This window comes from Janthinobacterium sp. Bl 1 (assembly GCF_058215535.1).
This window is the reverse complement of sequence record NZ_CM177086.1, coordinates 4,027,494-4,046,622: the sequence shown is the minus strand read 5'-3', so window position 1 is coordinate 4,046,622 and position 19,129 is coordinate 4,027,494. Positions and strand designations below refer to the sequence as shown.

Sequence of the window (19,129 nt, the reverse complement as noted above, 5' to 3'; positions counted from 1 at the left end):
CCACGTTTTTTCCACACTTGATAATAGAAATAGGGAAACCAATATGAAACAATCCATGCACCTGTTCGTCCGCGGCGCCATCGCCGCCGCCACGTTCGCTCTTGCCAGCGGCAGCGCCCTGGCCGCCTCCAACCTGCAAGTCGTCGATTCGCACAGCGTCAGCCTGTTTACGGCTACCGGCGGCGCCTTTGGCTCGGGCAGCGCCATTTCGCCGACCTTGTGGGAAGTCAAGTACGACAGCAACACCTTCCTGGCATTCTGCCTCGATCCCCACGTCGCACTGAGCAATAGTTCGAACAGCTACAGCAGCGGCGCCTTCGCCGCCAGCGATTCCGTCAAGCGCCTGTATGAAGGCTATTACGCCTCGTCCGTCGCCAGTGTGTCGACCAGCGCCAACAGCGCCGCCGCCTTCCAGCTGGCCCTGTGGGAATTGAATAACGACAACACGAACCTGCTGACGGGCGATTTGCGCTTCAAAAGCCTGAGCAATGCCGTCGTCAGCGAGGCCAACACCATGCTGGGCGTGGCCACGGGCAATGGCGCCATCCAGAATCTGTACAACTACACGAGCTTGAGCAGCGTCAACCCGGCTTCGCAAACCCTGCTGGCCGTGTCGCCAGTGCCGGAAGCGCAAACCTGGGCCATGCTGGTCGCGGGCCTGGGCCTGCTGGGCTTCATGGCGCGCCGCCGCAAGGGCGCTTCCGAGCTGACTTGATTATTACTCACTAATTATTGCTCATCGCTCATCGCGCAAGCGATAGCGTTCCCGCTGCGGCGCGCCCGACCGGTGCGCCGCAGCGTTTTATTGTGAATCCATCATGACCCCACCCCCCGACACTTCCACCGCTTCCGCCGGTACGTCCACCGATGCCATCGCCGACGCCATCGTCTTCCTCGCGCGCTTTTTCGGCGTGGCCGTGCAGGCCGAGCGCCTGCGCGCCAGCGTGACCGCGCAGGTGAGCCCGGCCGCCGGCGATTTCCTCAATCAGGCGCTGGCGCAAGCCACCCTGGCCGGCACAGCGTTGCCTGCAGACAAGCCGCGCCGCGCTACGGAAATGCCGGCCTTGCTGTACAACGGGGAAGGGCAGGCGCTGGTGGTGCTGACTATTGCCGACGGTAAATACGAATGCCACGTGCCCGGCATCGACGGCAGCGCATGGCTGGACGCGGCCGCGCTGGCGCAGGAAGTGCCCGATGCACGCTGGGTGGCCGTGCGGCCCGTACTGTTTTTCGACCAGCGCAGCTTGCTCTACAGCATGCCGGTGGCGGGGCGCTGGTTCTGGGATGTCTTCAACCGCAACCGCTGGGTCTTCCGCTGGGCCTTGCTGGGCACCCTGGTGCTCAATATCATCGGCGCGCTGGTGCCGTTCTATGCGATGGCCGTGTATGACCGCGTGATCCCGAACAATGCCACCTCCAGCCTGTGGGTGCTGACGATCGCCGTCGTGGTGCTGACGGGCTTCGAGCTGGCCCTGCGCCTGCTGCGCGGCGAACTGGTGGAAACGGCGTCGCGCCGCATGGACGTGGCGCTGTCGTCGAACATCTTTGCCCAGTGTTTGCGCCTGCGCGCGGCCAGCCGGCCCGCTTCCGGCGGCACCCTGGCCAATACGGTGCGCGATTTCGAATCCGTGCGCGAATTCTTTGCATCGACGACCTTGACGACCCTGGGCGACTTGCCGTTCCTGCTGCTGTTCCTGCTGGTGATCGCCCTGGTGGGCGGCTGGCTGGTGCTCGTGCCCCTGGCCGTCATCCCGATTTTGCTGCTGGTGGCCTTTGCCTCGCGCGCGGCCCTGGCGCGCCACGTGGCCGCCTCGATGCAGGAAAGCGCGCAGCGCACGGCGCACCTGTTTGAAACCATGAATGGCCTCGACACGATCAAGGCGCTGGGCGCCGAAGCGTGGAGCCGGCGCAAATGGGAAAGCCTGACGGTGGCCATTGCCGCCAACAGCGTCGAGACGCGCGAAATCGTCAGCCGCGTCAATTACATCAACACGGCCGTGCTGGCCCTGTCCGGCGTGGCCGTGGTGGCCACGGGCGCCTTGCTGATGGGCGAACACCTGCTGACCCTGGGCCAGATCATCGCCGTGAGCATGCTGACGGGCCGCGCGCTGGCGCCCGTGAGCCAGATCGCGGGCCTGATCATGCGCTGGGAGCAAACCAAATTGTCCTACCACGCCCTGAATAAAATCATGGAAGCGCCGACCGATGACGACGCGGCCAGCCTGCAGGCGCCGCCGCTGTCCGGGCGCATCGAGTTTCGCGACGTGGGCTTTGCCTACCCGAACTCGCCGCCGCTGCTCGATAAACTCACCCTGCACATCCGCCCCGGCGAGCGGGTTGGCGTGATCGGCAAGCTCGGTTCCGGCAAGAGCACCTTGCTGCGCTTGCTGCTGAACCAGTACGGCCCTCAAAGCGGCAGCGTGCTGTTCGATGACCTGGCCAGCACCCAGCTCGAACCTTTGAGCCTGCGCCGCCAGATCGGCTACGTACCGCAGGACGTGACCCTGTTCCACGGCACCCTGCGCGAAAACATCGAACTGGGACGCAGCCAGCCCGATGACGCCAGCCTGCTCGATGCCATTCGCCTGGCCTGCCTCGACGACATCATTACCCAGCTGCCCAACGGCGTGGCGACGGAAGTGGGCGAGCGGGGCGAGCGCCTGTCCGGCGGCCAGCGGCAAGCCGTGGCCATGGCCCGCGCCTTGCTCGCGAAACCGACCATGCTGCTGCTCGATGAACCGAGCAGCATGTTCGACCCGGCCACCGAGCAGCGCCTGATCGGCCGGCTGCGCACCTTGAAAGACACGACCATCGTGCTCGTCACCCACCGCATGGCCATGCTGGCGCTGGTGGACCGCCTGATCGTCTTTGACAAGGGGCGCATCGTGGCTGATGGCCCGCGCGATGAGGTCATGCGCGTGTTGAACAGCCAGGCGGCCAGGCCTGCGGCGGAACAGGGAGTGGCGGCATGAGCGCCCTGAACGCCCGCCCGCTGCCAGCGGCCCACCCGGACCCGGAACGCGAACCGCAGACCATCGTCCTGTGCATGCTGGCGCTGATCGCCGTGCTGCTGGTGTTGACCCTGGCCTGGGCCACCTTCGCCCAGCTCGACGTGTCCGTGAATGGCCGTGGCGCGATCACGCCGCCGTCCCATCTGCAGGAAGTGCAAAGCCTGGAAGGGGGCATCGTGCGCGAAATGCTCGTGAAACCGGGCCAGCGCGTGCGGCGCGGCGACTTGCTGCTGCGCCTCGATACAGCCCAGTACGAGGCCAATCTGGGCGCCAGCGTGCAAAACCGCCTGGCCGCGCTGGCGGGCAGGGCGCGCCTCGACGCGCTGCTGTCCGGCGGCACGCCCCGGTTTGCGCCGGAATGGCAGCAGGAGGCGCCCGAGCTGATCGCCAAGGAAACGCAGTTGTGGCGCGACGGCCAGCGCGAATTCGCGTCGGCCACGGCGGCCGCGCGCGAAGGCGTGACGCGCCGGCGCGGCGAGCTGGCCGAGGCGCACAGCCGCATCGCGCAACTCGACACGGGTTTGAGAATCGCGCTGGAAAGCCTCTCGATCGAGGAGAGGCTTTTTAAAGAGGGCGCCGGTTCGCGCGGCGACTACCTGAATGCGCAGCAGCGCGTACAGCAGCAGCGCACGGAACTCGACAGCCTGCGTGCCTCCGTGCCACGCCTGGCGGCTACCCTGGCCGAGGCGCAGGCGCAGGCGGGCGAAGTGGAAGCGCGCATGCGCGGCCAGTGGGGCGCGCAGCGCAGCGAATACGAAACCAAGGCCGGCGCCCTGGCCAGTACGGTCAAGGGCCAGCAAGACCAGGTGAGCCGGCGCGACGTGACGGCGCCCGTCGACGGCGTCGTCAACCGCGTGCTGGTGGCGACTGTCGGCGGCGTGGCGCAGCCGGGTAAACCTATCCTGGAAATCGTGCCCGCCGATTCGGAAATGCTGATCTCCGTGCGCGTCAAGCCGTCGGACATCGGTTTTATCCACGTGGGACAGCGCGCCTCGGCCAATGTGCTGGCGTATGAGGCCACCACCTATGGCCGCATGCAGGCGCAGGTGGTGCGCGTGGGCGCCGACGCGATTCCCGATGAACGCAACGAGCCGTATTTCGAGGTGCAGCTGAGTACCGACCGCAGCCAGCTGACGGCGCACGGCAAGGTGCTGCCGATTACGCCCGGCATGCCCGTTGACGTGGGCATTCTGACGGGACGCCGCTCGGTGCTGCAATATGTGTTCAAGCCAGTGTTACGCGGCTTGCAGTCTTCCCTGCAGGAGCGGTGATGCGTGCTTTTTTACTTTGCATGGCATTCGCCTGCGCAAACGCGGCGGCCCAACCGGTGTCACCGGCCACTTTCCAGGCGCAGTCCACGCGCGGCTTGCCCGCCTTGCTGGCGCGCGCCGTGCCGCGCGATCCGCAGGTGGTGGCGGCGCAGGCGGCGCTGGCCACCGCCGAAGCGCGCTACAAGCAGGCCCGCTCGCGTTTGTTCCCGACGGCGGCGCTGCAGGCCACGCGGGGGCGCAGCAATGACCTCGATGGCACCCTGGACGTGGAACGCCGCACGCACCAGGTGGAGGCGAGCGTGCGCTGGAATGTGTACAACGGCGGCGCCGACCGCGCCGAACTCGATGCGGCCGAGCGCGAGATGGCGGGTGCCGCCTTTGACGTGGAACGGGCACGCGCGGACAGCGCGGAAAAGCTGGCCGAAGCATATTTCGACATGCAGCGCCTGGAACGCAGCCTGCTGCAGTCGCAGGAGCGCCTGCGCGACGTGACGCAGCTGGTGCGGCAAGTGACGCGCCAGGCGGAACTGGGCAAGGCGTCGGAAGTGGACCGCGAACTGGCGCAAAGTTCGCAGCTGGACGCGGAACTGGTACACGACGGCTTGCTGACGGACCAGCAGGCGGCGCGCATCAAGCTCGAAGCGCTGGCCTTCGAACCGGTGGCGCAGTTTGCCGATTTCGCCTTTGCGCCGCTGCCGGCGCAGGCTTTGGAGAATGCTGATACGCAGCACGCGCAGTTGCGCGCCGCGCGCGAGCGGGCGGCAGCTGCCCAGCTGCGCGTGCGTGGTTTGGCGGCCACCCTGGCCCCTAAAATCGATCTGAATGTCAGCCATCTGCTCAATAACAAGACCACGCCGCCGCCGTCGACCATCCAGCAGCGGGGCTGGTCGGTGGGTGTTGCCTGGGAATTCCCGCTCGGCGGGGGCAGCCTGGCGCAGCGCGACGAGAGCATCAGCCGCGCCCAGGCGGCCGAGGCGGACGTGGCGCGCGCCGAGCAGGGCACCCGCGCCGACCTGGCCAGCATGCTGCCGCGCATCGCCAATGCGCAGCGTACCCTGGCCCTGCTCGACGAACAGGAAAAGAAGATGGCCTTCGTCGTGCGCGGCGGGACCATCCAGTACGAAGCGGGCCGGCGCAACCTGCAGCAGGTCATCCAGACGCGCGACAGCTATTTCACGATACAGCAGCGGCGCAGCGACCAGCTGCACCGTCTGACCCTGGCGCAGATGCGGCAATATGCGCTGGCGGGGCGGCTGCTGGATGCGTTCGGCCTGGCGCAGGAGGCAAAATAGGGCCGGCGTGCGCGGTTTCACACATGGATCACGCAGACTTGATGCATGAAATGCCCATTATGTGGCACACTGCGCGCTCGCATATCATCGTTGTCGCGGGAGCGCATGAGCATCATCAAACAATTTCCCTTCGAGTGGCAGGTCGGCGTGCGCTATACGCGCGCCGGGAAACGCAGTGGCCGCAACAGCTTCATTTCCTTCATCTCCCTCATTTCCGTGGCCGGCATCGGCCTGGGCGTGGCCGCCCTGATCGTCGTCCTGTCCGTCATGAACGGCTTCCAGAAGGAAGTCACGGACCGGCTGATGTCGGTGCTGGCCCACGTCGAGGTGTTCGATACCAGCGGCTCCATGCCGAACTGGCAGGCGCAGGAGCGCGCCGCCTACGCCAACCCGCAAGTGAAAGCCGTGTCGCCATTCGTGGAAACCCAGGGCATGCTGCTCAACGACGAAACCATGCGCCCGTCCGTCGTGCGCGGCGTGCTGCCGCAGCAGGAAGCCACCGTCTCCAGCGTGGCGAGCCAGATGAAGCAGGGCAGTTTCAACGATCTGACGCCAGGTTCGTACAACATCGTGCTGGGCATCGACCTGGCCAAGGCGCTCGACGTGAAAGTGGGGCAGAACGTCACCCTGATGCTGGAACGCGAGCCGAGGGCGGGCGATCCGGCCAATGGCATCGTCATGCCGCGCATGCGCGCGCTCAAGGTGGCGGGCATCTTCGAGGCGGGCCACAATGAACTCGATGGCAGCCTGGCCTTCGTCAACATGCAGGATGCGGAGCAGTTGCTGCAGCTCGACGGCCCGTCCGGCCTGCGTCTGCGTTTGCACGACATGAACAAGGCGCCGCAGGTGGCGCGCGAATTGAAAGCGTCGATGCCGGGCCAGCTGTGGATGCGCGACTGGTCGCGCGCCAGCGCCAGCTGGTATGCGCTGGTGCAAAGCCAGAAGAACATGATGTTCATCATCCTCAGCATGATCATCGCCGTGGCCGCGTTCAACCTCGTCTCGACCCTGGTGATGTCGGTCACCGACAAGCAGGCCGACATCGCGATCCTGCGCACCCTGGGCGCCTCGCCATTCTCCATCATGAAGATTTTCATGATCCAGGGCGCGCTGGTCGGCTTGCTGGGCAGTGCGCTGGGCGTGATCGGCGGCGTCGTGCTGGCGCTGAACGTGGGCGTCATCGTGCCTTTCATCGAAGGCATCTTCGGCCTGCACTTCATCTCGAAGGAAATCTACCAGATCAGCGCCGTGCCGTCCGACGTGCATTGGCTGGACGTGGCGCAGATCGGCCTGATCGCCTTTGGCCTGGCACTGGTGGCGACCATCTACCCGAGCTGGCGCGCCGCCAGAGTCAAGCCGGCCGAGGCGCTGCGCTACGAATAGCTGGCTTGTCAACAAACTGCCGGGGTCAGACCYGTATGTTCTTACCCAAAAGAATTAACGAATCAATGAGCATGTTAAAAAATCTTCCTTTCGAATGGCTGGTCGGCCTGCGCTACACGCGGGCCGGCAAGCGCAGTGGCCGCAACAGTTTTATCTCTTTTATCTCGCTCATTTCCATGGCCGGCATCGGCCTGGGCGTGGCGGCGCTGATCGTCGTGCTGTCCGTGATGAACGGCTTCCAGAAGGAAGTGACGGACCGCATGCTGTCCGTGCTGGCCCACGTGGAAGTGTTCGACAACAGCGGCAGCATGCCGGACTGGCGCGCGGAAGCTGCGCAAGCGTTCAAGAATCCGTCCGTGAAGGGCGCCGCGCCGTTCGTGGAAACGCAAGGCATGCTGCTGCGCGACGATGCGCTGCGCCCCGCCATCGTGCGCGGCGTGCTGCCCGAGGAAGAACCGAACGTCTCGGACGTGGCCGGCCAGACGCGCATGGGCAGCTTCAAGGCGCTGCAGCCGGGTACCTTCAATATCGTGCTGGGCATCGAGCTGGCGCGCGCCCTGCGCGTCAACCTCGGCGAAAAAGTCACCTTGATGCTGGCGCAGGGCCAGGTCACGCCGGCCGGCGTGCTGCCGCGCATGCGCAGCTTTACCGTCAGCGGCATCTTCCAGGCGGGCCACAATGAATTCGACGCGGGCCTGGCCTTCATCAACATCGAAGACGGCCAGCGTTTGCTGCGCCTTGACGGCCCATCGGGCCTGCGTCTGCGCCTGGCCGACATGAACCAGGCGCCGCAAGTGGCGGCGGAATTGAAAAAAACCATGCCGGGCGACCTGTGGCTGCGCGACTGGTCCAAGCTGAACGCCAACTGGTTTGCCGCCGTGCAGACGGAAAAGCGCATGATGTTCATCATCCTGACCCTGATCATCGCGGTGGCCGCCTTCAACCTCGTCTCGACCCTGGTGATGACGGTGACGGACAAGCAGGCCGATATCGCGATTTTGCGCACACTGGGTGCTTCGCCGCGTTCCATCATGAAGATATTCATGATCCAGGGCGCGCTGGTGGGCATCCTGGGCACGATCCTCGGCGTGGGCGGCGGCGTGCTGGTGGCCATGAACATCGACGTCATCGTGCCCTTCATCGAGCATTTGCTGGGCGTGCAGTTCCTCTCGAAGGACATCTATTTCATCAGCACCGTGCCGTCCGACCTGCGCTGGCCCGACGTCACCAAGATCGGCGTGCTGGCCGTGATCCTCGCCTTTTTGGCGACCCTGTACCCAAGCTGGTGGGCTGCCCGCGTGAAACCTGCGGAAGCCCTGCGCTATGAATAAACCACTGACTACGACCATGACCGATCTGAACAAACCTGCTTCCAATGGCGCTTCCGCCGATTCTGCCGTCCTTTCCTGCCGCGGCCTGGGCAAGACTTTCACGCAGGGCAGCTACAAGGTGCAGGTGCTGGCCGGCATCGACATCGACATCCACCGCGGCGAGCGGGTCGCCATCGTCGGCGCCTCCGGCTCCGGCAAATCGACCCTGCTGCATCTGCTGGGTGGCCTCGATACCCCGACCAGCGGCAGCGTGACCTTGCTGGGCAAGGATTTCGCCACCCTCAGCGAAAAGGCGCGCGGCGATTTGCGCAATGCCTCGCTGGGCTTCGTCTACCAGTTCCACCACCTGCTGCCCGAGTTTTCCGCGCTCGACAACGTCGCCATGCCCTTGATGATACGGCGCATGAAGCGCGCGCCGGCCACCGAACTGGCGCAGCAGATCCTCACGCGCGTCAACCTGGCCAAGCGGGTCACGCACACGCCGGGCGAGTTGTCGGGCGGCGAGCGCCAGCGCGTGGCCCTGGCCCGCGCCCTCGTCACGCAGCCGGCCTGCGTGCTGGCCGATGAACCGACGGGCAATCTCGATCACGCCACGGCCGAACAGATTTTCGACCTGATGCTGGAACTGTCGCGCACCCTGGGCACGGCCTTCGTCATCGTCACGCACGATATCGAACTGGCCAAGCGCTGCGACCGCGTGCTGCGCCTGACGGACGAAGGGCTGCAACAATACCAATACTAAGGAACCGCCATGCTGTGGATCGACACGCACTGCCACCTCGACGCGCATGAATTCGGCAGCGAATCGCTGCAGGTGGCGGCGCGCGCGCAGCAGCAGGGCGTGGGCATGATTGTCATCCCCGCCGTCGAACGGGCCAATTTCGCCATCGTGCGCGACCTGGCGGCAGCGGCGCCCAACGCCTGCTATGCGCTGGGCATCCATCCGATCTACGTGCCGCACGCCACCGAAGACGATTTGATCGCCCTGCGCGAGGCCGTGGCGCTGGCCATGAATGACCCGCGTTTTGTCGCCATCGGCGAGATCGGCCTCGATTTCTTCATCCCCATGCTGTGCGAACCGGCCATGCGCGCCAAGCAGGAGCATTTTTTGCGCGAGCAGTTGAGAATCGCCCGCGACTTCGACCTGCCCGTGCTCACCCACGTGCGCCGCTCGCAGGACATCGTCCTCAAGCACGCGCGCCAGATCCGCCCGAACGGCGGCATCGCCCATGCGTTCAATGGCAGCTTCCAGCAGGCGCAAGGCTATATCGACCTCGGTTTCAAGCTCGGATTTGGCGGCGCCATGACCTTTACCCGCGCGCTGCAGATACGCCGCATGGCCACGGAATTGCCCCTGGACGCCATCGTGCTGGAGACGGACGCGCCCGATATTTCCCCGGCCTGGGTGCACCCAGGCCGCAACAGCCCCGAAGAATTGCCGCGCATCGGCGCCGTGCTGGCCGAGCTGCGCGGCCTGGCATTGGCCGACGTGGCCGTTGCCACCAGCGCCAACGCGCGCGCCGTGATGCCCCGATTACCTTTGATGGAATGAGATCACAATGAACAACAAGATAATCCTGGCCGCCTGCCTGTCCGGTGCGTTCGCTCCCGCGATGGCTGCGACCAGCGCCCAGTGCGACGGCTTGCCCCGTCTCGACGTCGCCACACCGGCCGGCTTTTGCGTGGCCGTGCTGGCCGACGGCCTGAAATTCCCCCGTGGCGTGCTGCCGCTGACGAATGGCGACATCCTCGTCACCGACATGACGGGATGGGCGCCGAAGCAGGGTAAATTGTGGCTGTTGCAGCCGAAGGCGGCCGGTGGCGGCTACGAGCGCAAGCTGCTGCTCGATAAGCTCGATCGCCCGAACGGTATCGTGCAGGGCCCGGACGGCATGGTCTACGTGGGCGAAGTAGGGCGCATCTTCCGCTTCGACCTGCGCGACGCCAAGCGCACCCTGACCGACGTGATCGGCGGCACGGCCAAGACGCCGCGCCTGCCGGGCCTCGGCTTGCACTTGCTGACGAATATGCGCTTCAGCCCCAAGGGCGACCTGTACGTGAACGTGGGCTCGAGCACAGACCATTGCGAGAACGACGACAAGGCGCCCGATCCGGCCAAGGCATGTCCTTCGGCGGAAGGACTGGAAGCGCTGGGCGCCATCCGCGAATACACGATGGCCTGGCCGGCCGGCACCGTGACAAGCTGGCGCACGCATGCGCGCGGCTTGCGCAACTCGATGGCGCTGGCTTTTCACCCTGCGACGGGCGAGTTGTGGCAGGCGGAAAACTCGCGCGACGCCATCCAGGCCGCCATGCCCCAGCTCAAAAGCGACGAGAACCTGCCGCACGAGGAACTGAATCTGATCAAGTCCGACCGGCACTACGGCTGGCCGTACTGCTATGACGACAACGTCGCCAGTCCCGAATATCCGAAGACGGCTTGCGACGCCCAATATGCGGCGCCCGAGCGCCTGCTGCCCGGCCATGCCGCGCCGCTGGGCATGACCTTTTACACTGCCAGCCGCTTCCCGGCGCTGTACAAGAATAGCCTGATCATCGGCTACCACGGCTACCGCAGCAACGGCCACCGCCTGGTGGCCCTGCTGCCCGACAAGGCCGGCGCACCGCTGGGCAAGTCCGTCGACTTGATCAGCAACTGGGAGCGCAAGGGCAAGCAGGGCCGGGGCGCGCCCGTCGACGTGAAGCTGGGGCAGGACGGCGATATTTATATGGCTGACGACCATAATGGGTTGGTGCTGAAACTGCATTATGCTGCGCCGGGCAAACCGTAATTTTCACCGGTTTCGTACGTGTAGGTCGGATTAGCGGGGCAACGCCGCGCGTAATCCGACATCATTGTTGGCGTTACAAGTGTTGTCGGCCAATGCTTGACCCCGCTCAGTGCGGGGCTGCCGCATCGTCCTACAATCGGCCTGATGTTCCTGTCGACCAGGGACGACGGGAGGCTGGCGTGAAACCTGCATTCATCAATCTGCGTGAAAATTACTCGAGCGTGGCGGCCGTCGACCAGGCGGCCCTGTTCCGCGAAATCGGCTGGGAAGACTTGATCGGCAAGGATAGCTTTGCCAACACCTGCGCCATCCGCGTCAGCCTGGCGCTGATCAAGGCCGGCGTGAAGGTCAAGGGCCGCATGGCCATCCGCAGGGGGCCATTCAAGGGCACGCTGATCGAGCCTGGGCAGGCCAAGCTGGCGCACATGCTGGCCAGCCCGTCGATGTTTGGCGCGCCCGAAAAATTCGCTGCCGGTGCGGCCATCGAAGGCATCGGCCAGCGCCAGGGCCTCGTCGCTTTTTTCCGCATTCCCGGCTACCTGGGCGGCGCGGGTGGGCATATCGACATCCTGTTGCCCTCCATCGGCGTGAAGGTGTGCGGCACCGAGTGCTACTGGGATTGTGGCGAGGTCTGGTTCTGGCCACTCCGTTGACGTTTACCTGAATTTCTTCGAGCGTCCGCGCGAGGCCGCATTGTGTGCGCGCAGGATGGAATCGACCCGCTCCGACGCATCGCGCGACAGGTTTTGCGCCACGTCGATATCGGGGAAGAATTCGGGCAGGCGGTAGCTGAGCCACGCATACGCGGAATAGTAGCGGCAAGTGTCCTCCATCTGCTGCAGATTCTGCGTGCCGCCGCCATATGCATGCTGGCGCAAGGTGCTGACTTTCCCCTGCGACAGATTCTTCGCCCAGTGTTCCCACGCCGTTTGCAAGGACGGCACCTTGCTCGATATCGGTACCAGCGACAGGGTGAATTTGTCGGCCACGGACAGGGGCAGGGTATCGAGCCAGACGGCGCGCTCCTTCTGGTCTTCCGTGATGCGGGGGAAGAAGAAGCCATCCGGCACGTCGATATTGTGGATGAAGCGGCGCAGCAGTTTTGACAGCGACAGCTCGCCCGTCACCGATGAAATGCGGTGCAGATGTTCGAGCGATGGCGCCACGGCAAAGCCGCTCGTGTTCAGCGGGTGCAGCTTTTCCTTCAGCAGGGCGCGCATCACTTCATGCGTCTCGTTGTCATAGCCGGCGACCAGGCCCTCTTCATGCACGCCGTAGCGGCCCGCGCGCCCGGCGATCTGGCGCGCCAGCGCGGCCGAAATCTCTTCCTCTTCGCGGCCATTGTATTTGACGCAGGTGGTCATGACGATGCGCGCGATCGGCATGTTCAGGCCCATTGCCAGCACATCCGTGCCGACGACGATATCGGCCGTGCCGTCGCGGAAGCGCTGCGCCTGCGCGCGCCGCACTTCGGGCGACAGGTTGCCGTAGACGGTGGCCACGGACAGGCCCGTTTCCGTGATCATGTCGCGCCACATCAGCACTTCGCGGCGCGAAAAGGCGATGACGGCGTCGCCGCGGCGCAGGTTGCGCACCTTGCGCACGGCCGTCGGCTCCATCGACAGGGGCGCCATGCGTTTTAATACGTGCACTTCCAGCGGGCATTCGAGGCGCTCGGCCAGCGCCTCGATGGCGCGCCGCGCTTCGGGCGCTCCTACCAGGTAGACCGTGTGGGCGGGCGCGCCGCAGACGGCCGCCGTCCACGCGGCACCCCGGTCCGGGTCGGCCAGCATCTGGATCTCATCGATGACGGCCACTTCCACGACGGTTTTCGTGTCCAGCATTTCCACCGTGCTGGCCACGTGCGTGGCGCCGTCGACGACCCGACGTTCCTCGCCCGTGATCAGGCTCACTGCCAGCGGTTTGCCGTGCGGCGCGGCTTCCTGCAGGCGCTCGTAGTTTTCCAGGGCCAGCAAGCGCAATGGCGCCAGGTAGATGCCGCTCTTTGCCTTGACCAGCGCTTCCATGGCGCGGTGCGTCTTGCCGGAGTTCGTCGGGCCCAGCAGGGCGATGAAGCGGCGCGGCAGGCGGCGCGCCATTTCGAACGAGGCCGGGTATTCGGCCAGGTTGATGCTCTGGCGCGTGCGCGCCGCGTGCTGTTCTTCCTGCTGGCGCTCGATGGCGTGATTGAAGCGCTGGCGGATGCGGTCGAACACCATGCCCGCCGGCTCCGACGTCTGCATGTCGGCCAAGGTGTGCAGGAAGACCATCGGGTCCGTATCCACGTCCTCGCTCAAGCCCGCGATATCGGCGACGAAATCGAGCACGTGCTGGCGCAGCTCCTCGAACACGGCCGCGCTGGCCCGTTCGCGCACGAGGGCCAGCTTGGCCTCGCGGTCCATCTTGCGCCACTTGGCTGGCCGCGCCAGCACGCCCTGTGCGGGCACCAGCGCATACGGCACCACCAGGTGGCCGGCCTTGACCACGCCGGAAAAGCGCACGAAAACGCGGCCTTCCATCTTGACGAGGCGGATATGCTCGGCCAGCTCCCCCAGTTCCGCGACGAGGGTAGCGTCGTTATTGTCTTCGCTGCTGTCGGAAATGTCGGTGGAAGTGTCGGGAGGAAGTGGGGAGGAAGTCATGTCGTGCCTGGGTGTTGAAGTAAGCGAGGCCGATTATACCGTGCGCCGGGCAAAGATTTTTTGCGGCGCACGGAGTGGCTGTGGCAGGAGCGCTGATTCTTAAAGTGCTGATTCCCCGGCCCGGATAAAAAACTGGCAGGCATTCAGCGCGGCGCTTCCATTGTGTCGAATTCAATTTGCTTGAACACGGAGTGCGATATCTGGTGCTTCGTGTTTTATCATTTTCTTTTCTCTGAATTTTATTCGTCCGGAATTTAGTGAATGTATTTTTATTAAGTTTGTTTTATTCTGTGAATTTTATTATTAAAATTTAACTGCCGATAATGACAAAGAGTAAGTTTCTATTGATATCCATGGTGATGATATTCGTATCACGTGCAGATTGTTTTCTTGCGTCTGCCAGGCAGTGAGTCGTTGTCGTCGCGCTCCCATGCGCCAGCAGCAGCCGGCATGACTGAGCGAACCTTCCCATTCTATCGATTTTATTGCGACCGTATTTTTCATTGCGCGAGAAATTATTCGATAGTACGAAATGAATTGAATTGTCTTGACAATTAATAATGGCGGGCTGATCATGACCTCAGATTTCGCGAGGAGAATTTTCGCATGTTTTCAACATATCGGAAATTGACGGCGATGCGCGGCATTATTATGGATGCTGGTCTGGCTATCGGCCGGGACGCGCCGCGTTTATATGAACGGCTTTGATTTGGCGGTGCTCCAGTATCCGCTGGCGGCCGCAGGACTTTTCACTTCGCGCTGACGCACGGCCAGCTTGCGATGACACCCGACATACTTGTGTATGTGGCCCTGCGCCAGTCGATGGCGCGCGCAGGGATTCATCAGCCATCCAACTTTGGAGAACACCATGAATAAAAAGCTCGCTGCATTTCTTTTTGCGTCCGGCCTTGGTTTGGCGGTGACCGCGACGCCAGCCTTTGCAAGCTGCGCTAGCGCCTGTGCTGCCGAATGGCGTGCTTGCATTGCTGGCGGTACCGCTCAAGCAGAGTGCAACGCCGAACGGTCCGCCTGCCAGCAAACCTGCAATGGACAGTAGCAGTGCTGCGCGCAGTGGCAGCCACTATCGCGGCCTGTTGCCGGTGATGCCGGCAGTCACTGGCGACGATGGCAGTTCAGGCCGCCCGAGCGCGTACGGCGCGTAGCCCCCAGCCGGTGGCGATCAATCCGTCACCGGTTTGCAGCGGCGCCACGGCATCCAGGAACGCGTTGCGCAGGCGTTGCCTGGCGCCGTCGTCCAGGCGGTCGATATCGTAGGTGTCCAGCAGGGCCGTCCACAGTTCGCTCGGCGTGGGCGTCCATGGTACGTCGATGTCGTCGAATTCGACGTCCGCAAACGCGCCATCGAGCAGCCCGCGCCAGCCCGCTTCGGACCCTGTGCGGCGGTCACCAAAGCGCAGCGGCGGCAGCTCGGTGCTGGCGATGGGCTTGAACACGCGCATGAAAACGTCGTTGACTTCGCCCAGCAGGAAAGTGCGGCCGACGATGGCCGCAAAGTGACCATCGGGACGCAGCACGCGGCGCATTTCGCGCACGACTCGTTCGATGTCGTCCATCAGCATCAGCGCCATGTGCGAGACGAGATAATCGACGCTGGCCGATGGCAGTTCCAGCGCCTGGCCGCGGCCATGCAGCAGCCGCACGGAGGCCGGCAGGGCGGCGCGCGCGGCAGCCAGTTCACCCTGGCTCATGTCGACGCCGAGCAGTTGCAGCCGGGGCTGCCGCCTGGCTGCCAGCAAACCCAGCAGATGGCCATCGCCGCAGGCCAGGTCGAGTACGGTCAAGGGCGTGTCCACGGCCGGTATCAGGCTGGTCAACACTTCGTAGGACGAAGCCCAACTCCCGACAGGCGAACTGGCCGGCAGATGGGCAAACGCGGCGCTGGTCGCGCCGACTTGTCTTTGGTGAAAGTCTTGCAAATAGGTTTCGGCCGCTGTCAGTGGGGTCATGCCAGGTCCGCTAAGTCGTGGCGCCCAGGCGCCGGATGGCCATCTTAGCATGGGGGAAGTTTCGCCTGCGGTGGTGCCGGATGGTGTGCTGAACTTCTATCCTTGGCATCATTGCGCCAGATCAGACGGCAAACAGTCGAAAGCGATCACAGTAGCTGAGCCCTTTTCGCAACGAGCTGATTCTGCCTTGATTCTGCCTCCCTATGCGCACCCTGATACTCGGCTTTGCCGCTGGCGCCGCCTGGTTGCAGACGCAGGCAAGCTTGCCTGCGCAGGCGGGCGCGCTGCTGTGGGTAATTGCTGGTGCAGGGTTGACGGCTAGTCTGGCGCTGCGTCGCTACGCGCGCTGGCGCTGCGTTGTTGCGCTCGCCGCTGGCGTAGGCCTCGGCTTTTACTGGGCCGCGTGGCTGGCCCAGGCGGCCATGGCGCCGCAACTGGCGCTGGCTGACGAAGGGCAGGACATTGTTGTTACGGGCACCATCGCCAGCTTGCCCTACCGCTTCGAGCAGGGCGTGCGCTTCAACTTTGCCGTAGAAAAGGCGGTTGGGGCGAAGGTGCCGCCCTTGATCGCCCTGTCCTGGTACGCGGGTTTTCGCGATGCAGTGACGAACGCCGTGGGCGACGTGCAGCCGGGCGAGCGCTGGCGCCTCACGGTGCGGCTGCAGCGTCCGCACGGCAATGCGAATCCCATGGGTTTCGATTACGAGGCGTGGCTGCTGGAGCAGGGCGTGCGCGCCACCGGTTATGTGCGGCCGCAGCCGCGCGCGGACATGCCGAACCTGCGCCTGGCTGCCTTCGTGCCCGGCTTCGGCAACGTGGTGGAGGCCAGCCGCGCAGCCCTGCGCGCGCGCATCGCCCGCAGCCTGGAAGGCAAGCAGTATGCGGGCGTGATCGTGGCGCTGGTGGTGGGCGATCAGCGCGCCATTCCCCAGTCCGACTGGCAAGTGTTCAACCGCACGGGCGTCAGCCATCTGATTTCGATTTCCGGCTTGCACATCACCATGATCGCAGGACTGTTCGCGTTGGGCGCAGGCGCATTGTGGCGCCGCTCATTCTTTACCGACTGGCAGCTGCCCTTGCGGTTGCCGGCGCAAAAAGTGGCGGCGCTGGCCGGTGCGCTGGCGGCCTTTCTTTATGTGCTGCTGGCCGGCTTTGGCGTGCCAGCGCAGCGCACCTTGTATATGTTGCTGGTGGTGGCGCTGGCCTTGTGGCTGGGGCGCATCACCAGCATCGTCCATATCCTGTGCCTGGCGCTGGGCGTCGTCGTGCTGCTCGATCCGTGGGCCGTGCTGTGGCCCGGTTTCTGGCTGTCGTTCGGTGCCGTCGCCACCATGCTGTACGCGACGGCGGGCCGTACCACGGCGCCCATGCCGCCGCAGGCTGGCCGCTGGCGTCGCCTGCGCGGGGCCGTGGCGCTGGGCGCGCGCACGCAATACGTGGTGACGGTGGGGCTGGTGCCGTTGACGATGCTGCTGTTCTCGCAAGTGTCCTTGGTCAGCCCCGTGGCCAATGCGCTGGCCATTCCCGTCATCAGCCTGGTCGTCACGCCTTTGTCGCTGGCGGGCAGCCTGCTGCCTGCGCCTTTGTCCGATGGACTGTTGCTGCTGGCGCACGCCATCGTGCAGATGCTGGCGCAGGTGCTGGAATGGCTGGGCGCGCGCCGCTTTGCCGTGTGGACGGCGCCCGCGCCGCCAACGTGGAGTTTTTGCTGGGCATTGTTTGGCACGGCATGGCTGCTGGCACCACGCGGATGGCCGCACCGCTGGGCCGGCATGCTGGGCTGGCTGCCGCTGCTGACGGCCTTGCCGTCCAGCCCGCCACCTGGCCAGATGTGGATCACGGCCTTTGACGTGGGACAAGGCATGGCTGTGCTGGTGGAAACGCATGGCCACCGTCTGCTGTACGACACGGGACCCGCCTACAGCCTCGATTCCGATGGCGCCAGCAGGGTCATCGTGCCGTATTTGCGCGCACGCGGCATCGCCGAACTTGACGGCGTCATCATTTCCCACAGCGACCTCGATCACGCGGGCGGCGCCATGTCCCTGCTCGAGAACGTGCAGGTGGGCTGGCTGGCCTCGTCGCTGTTCGATGGCCATCCGGCCGTCGAGTTCCAGCGGGAATCGCACCGGCCTTATCTGCACTGCACGGCGGGCCAGAGCTGGACCTGGGAAGGCGTGCACTTCGCCATGCTGCACCCATTGCCCGCCAGCCATACGGACATTGCCCTGAAGCCGAACGCCCGCAGCTGCACCGTGAAAATCACGGTAGGCAAGCACGCGATCCTGCTGGCCGGCGACATCGAAGCGGCGCAGGAGGCGCAATTGCTGGCCCGTTCTGCCGAGGGGGAACTGGCAGCCGACGTGTTGCTCGCACCCCATCATGGCAGCGGTACGTCATCGACGCCGGCATTTTTGAGTGCCGTCCATCCGGCCCTGGCGATTTTCCAGGTGGGACACAGGAATCGCTATAAACATCCGAAGCCGCAAGTGTATGCGCGCTATGGCGACATGGGCATTGCCCGGCTGCGCACGGATGTGACGGGGGCGGCGGTGCTGGAATTCGGGGGCAATATCGATGTGACGCAGTATCGGGCCAGCCGGCCGCGGTATTGGTATTATTAATGCTGTAAGGCAATTTTATGATGTGCCCCTTGGCCGATCACTTTTCCCATTTACTAACTCGTATATTTTTAAAAATGAATAATTATCGCTACCCCCATGAAATGAATGGGCCTGATGCTAAAGGAATTGCACTGTTTCATCGACCGCCAAGCTTTTCGGAATGGATTACTTTGTTGTCCAATAGCGAGAAGAAAAAAACGCCAACTTCATGGAAAATTTCCCTTTCGGTAATGGGATGCTGTTTTTTAGTAATTTTGGTATTACTTTTGGCGCATGAAATGAACTGGTGGAGCCGCGAGCTGCTAAGCAATGCTTCACTTATCTGTTTGCTTATCATGTGGATCACTTGGATAGTAGTAACGTTATGGGATGTTTGGAAGCTGATTCGAAGTTTAACGAGCCCTAGTAAATTTATGGCCCAGCAATTGGACCGGCAGTATTTTAGAGAGCGTGACCTCGTTGCTAGGTTTCGGGCCATTCCGAACGCAGTTTTAATCGGGCAATATAGACGATTGGATGCCTATCTAATTGTGTGGGAGAAGTGGCTCGATATAGCCCGTATCTTTGGTTTGCTGGGAACCGCATTGGTATTGATGTTAAAAGGTGATGCCTTAGGATTGCCTATGGCTGTGAGGCAGTATGCTGAAATTTATGTGTCAGCCACTGTAATAGGCGTACTGTCCGGTGCACTGATTGTTAGAACAGGTATCCGGGACCTTCAACAGATTCTTGCGGCCCTTAAGACCATATCCGCGCAAAAGGAGGGAAAGCGCTCGCGATCAGAGCGGAAGGCAACTTCTGAATCGTGACTTGGAA

The 19,129-nt window shown here is 63.7% G+C and carries 15 protein-coding genes; 12 read left to right on the top strand and 3 right to left on the bottom strand.

Going from position 1 to position 19,129, the window contains the following annotated elements; translation table 11 throughout:
* Positions 1-43 precede the first annotated feature (43 nt).
* The 10 genes from AC4BCN_RS18205 (at position 44) to AC4BCN_RS18160 (ending at position 11,733) form a co-directional block, all read left to right on the top strand.
* Positions 44-715, top strand: coding sequence for a PEP-CTERM sorting domain-containing protein (locus tag AC4BCN_RS18205; RefSeq protein WP_490491428.1), 672 nt, complete (start codon positions 44-46; stop codon positions 713-715).
* Between the two features lie 103 nt (positions 716-818).
* A complete protein-coding gene (locus AC4BCN_RS18200) occupies positions 819-2,972 on the top strand; it encodes a type I secretion system permease/ATPase (RefSeq protein ID WP_490491427.1) in 2,154 nt (717 codons plus the stop codon).
* The gene (locus tag AC4BCN_RS18195; RefSeq protein ID WP_490491426.1) at positions 2,969-4,282 is read left to right on the top strand and encodes an HlyD family type I secretion periplasmic adaptor subunit; all 1,314 of its coding nucleotides are present in this window, start codon (positions 2,969-2,971) and stop codon (positions 4,280-4,282) included. The genes AC4BCN_RS18200 and AC4BCN_RS18195 overlap by 4 nt, the downstream gene beginning before the upstream one ends.
* Entirely contained in the window at positions 4,282-5,574 is a 1,293-nt protein-coding gene (locus tag AC4BCN_RS18190) for a TolC family protein (protein WP_490491425.1), read from the top strand. Before AC4BCN_RS18195 ends, AC4BCN_RS18190 begins: the two co-directional genes overlap by 1 nt.
* 105 nt (positions 5,575-5,679) lie before the next feature.
* Positions 5,680-6,957, top strand: a complete 1,278-nt coding sequence (locus tag AC4BCN_RS18185; protein ID WP_034755457.1) for a lipoprotein-releasing ABC transporter permease subunit — start codon at positions 5,680-5,682, stop codon at positions 6,955-6,957.
* A gap of 65 nt (positions 6,958-7,022) precedes the next feature.
* Positions 7,023-8,288, top strand: coding sequence for a lipoprotein-releasing ABC transporter permease subunit (locus tag AC4BCN_RS18180; protein WP_490491424.1), 1,266 nt, complete (start codon positions 7,023-7,025; stop codon positions 8,286-8,288).
* Between the two features lie 16 nt (positions 8,289-8,304).
* Entirely contained in the window at positions 8,305-9,030 is a 726-nt protein-coding gene (gene lolD, locus AC4BCN_RS18175; protein WP_490491423.1) for a lipoprotein-releasing ABC transporter ATP-binding protein LolD, read from the top strand.
* Positions 9,031-9,042: 12 nt separating this feature from the next.
* Positions 9,043-9,840, top strand: coding sequence for a TatD family hydrolase (locus AC4BCN_RS18170; RefSeq protein WP_490493615.1), 798 nt, complete (start codon positions 9,043-9,045; stop codon positions 9,838-9,840).
* A 7-nt stretch (positions 9,841-9,847) separates the two neighbouring features.
* Complete coding sequence (locus AC4BCN_RS18165) at positions 9,848-11,080, top strand: PQQ-dependent sugar dehydrogenase (protein WP_490491422.1); 1,233 nt, start codon at positions 9,848-9,850, stop codon at positions 11,078-11,080.
* A 179-nt stretch (positions 11,081-11,259) separates the two neighbouring features.
* Entirely contained in the window at positions 11,260-11,733 is a 474-nt protein-coding gene (locus AC4BCN_RS18160; protein ID WP_490491421.1) for a T6SS effector amidase Tae4 family protein, read from the top strand.
* A 3-nt stretch (positions 11,734-11,736) separates the two neighbouring features.
* Here the strand turns inward: AC4BCN_RS18160 and AC4BCN_RS18155 are convergent, their stop codons facing one another.
* The 3 genes from AC4BCN_RS18155 to AC4BCN_RS18145 form a co-directional block, all read right to left on the bottom strand.
* The gene (locus AC4BCN_RS18155) at positions 11,737-13,722 is read right to left on the bottom strand and encodes a helicase-related protein (protein WP_490491420.1); all 1,986 of its coding nucleotides are present in this window, start codon (positions 13,720-13,722) and stop codon (positions 11,737-11,739) included.
* Between the two features lie 690 nt (positions 13,723-14,412).
* The gene (locus AC4BCN_RS18150) at positions 14,413-14,706 is read right to left on the bottom strand and encodes a hypothetical protein (RefSeq protein ID WP_219329895.1); all 294 of its coding nucleotides are present in this window, start codon (positions 14,704-14,706) and stop codon (positions 14,413-14,415) included.
* 149 nt (positions 14,707-14,855) lie between these two features.
* Positions 14,856-15,689 carry a class I SAM-dependent methyltransferase gene (locus tag AC4BCN_RS18145; RefSeq protein ID WP_219329894.1) on the bottom strand — a complete coding sequence of 278 codons (834 nt, stop codon included), beginning with the start codon at positions 15,687-15,689 and terminating at the stop codon, positions 14,856-14,858.
* Positions 15,690-15,892: 203 nt separating this feature from the next.
* On the opposite strand from AC4BCN_RS18145, the gene AC4BCN_RS18140 reads away from it, so the two are divergent.
* Together AC4BCN_RS18140 and AC4BCN_RS18135 are read left to right on the top strand one after the other, a co-directional pair.
* Positions 15,893-18,313, top strand: a complete 2,421-nt coding sequence (locus AC4BCN_RS18140; protein WP_338679013.1) for a DNA internalization-related competence protein ComEC/Rec2 — start codon at positions 15,893-15,895, stop codon at positions 18,311-18,313.
* 29 nt (positions 18,314-18,342) lie between these two features.
* On the top strand, positions 18,343-19,122 hold the full coding sequence (locus AC4BCN_RS18135) for a hypothetical protein (RefSeq protein WP_338679012.1): 780 nt from the start codon (positions 18,343-18,345) through the stop codon (positions 19,120-19,122).
* Positions 19,123-19,129: the final 7 nt, after the last annotated feature.